General features: G+C 64.3%; 1 protein-coding gene. It reads right to left on the minus strand.

The window, feature by feature from the left end; translation table 11 throughout:
- Positions 1 to 24: 24 nt before the first annotated feature.
- Positions 25 to 277: class II fructose-bisphosphate aldolase (locus ACLJNW_RS24735; protein ID WP_410961293.1), on the minus strand; the 253-nt coding region annotated here is incomplete at its 5' end.

Here is a 277-nt window from a genome sequence, read left to right on the forward strand (position 1 = left end):
GGGCTCCCGTTCGAACGAAGGCGCTTAGTTGACCTTCGGATCCAGCTCGCCGCGAGCGTAGCGCTGGAACATGCCTTCCAGGGAGATCGGCTTGATCTTGGAAGCGTTGCCGGCGGTGCCGAAGGCTTCGTAGCGAGCGATGCAGATGTCGCGCATGGCCTCGACGGTCTTGGAGAAGTACTTGCGCGGGTCGAACTCGCTCGGGTTCTGCGCCAGGAAGCGGCGGATGGCACCGGTGGAGGCCAGGCGCAGGTCGGTGTCGATGTTCACCTTGCGC

It is taken from the genome of Salmonella sp. SAL4457, from assembly GCF_046548235.1.
Classification (GTDB): Bacteria; Pseudomonadota; Gammaproteobacteria; order Enterobacterales; family Enterobacteriaceae; genus Salmonella; species Salmonella enterica.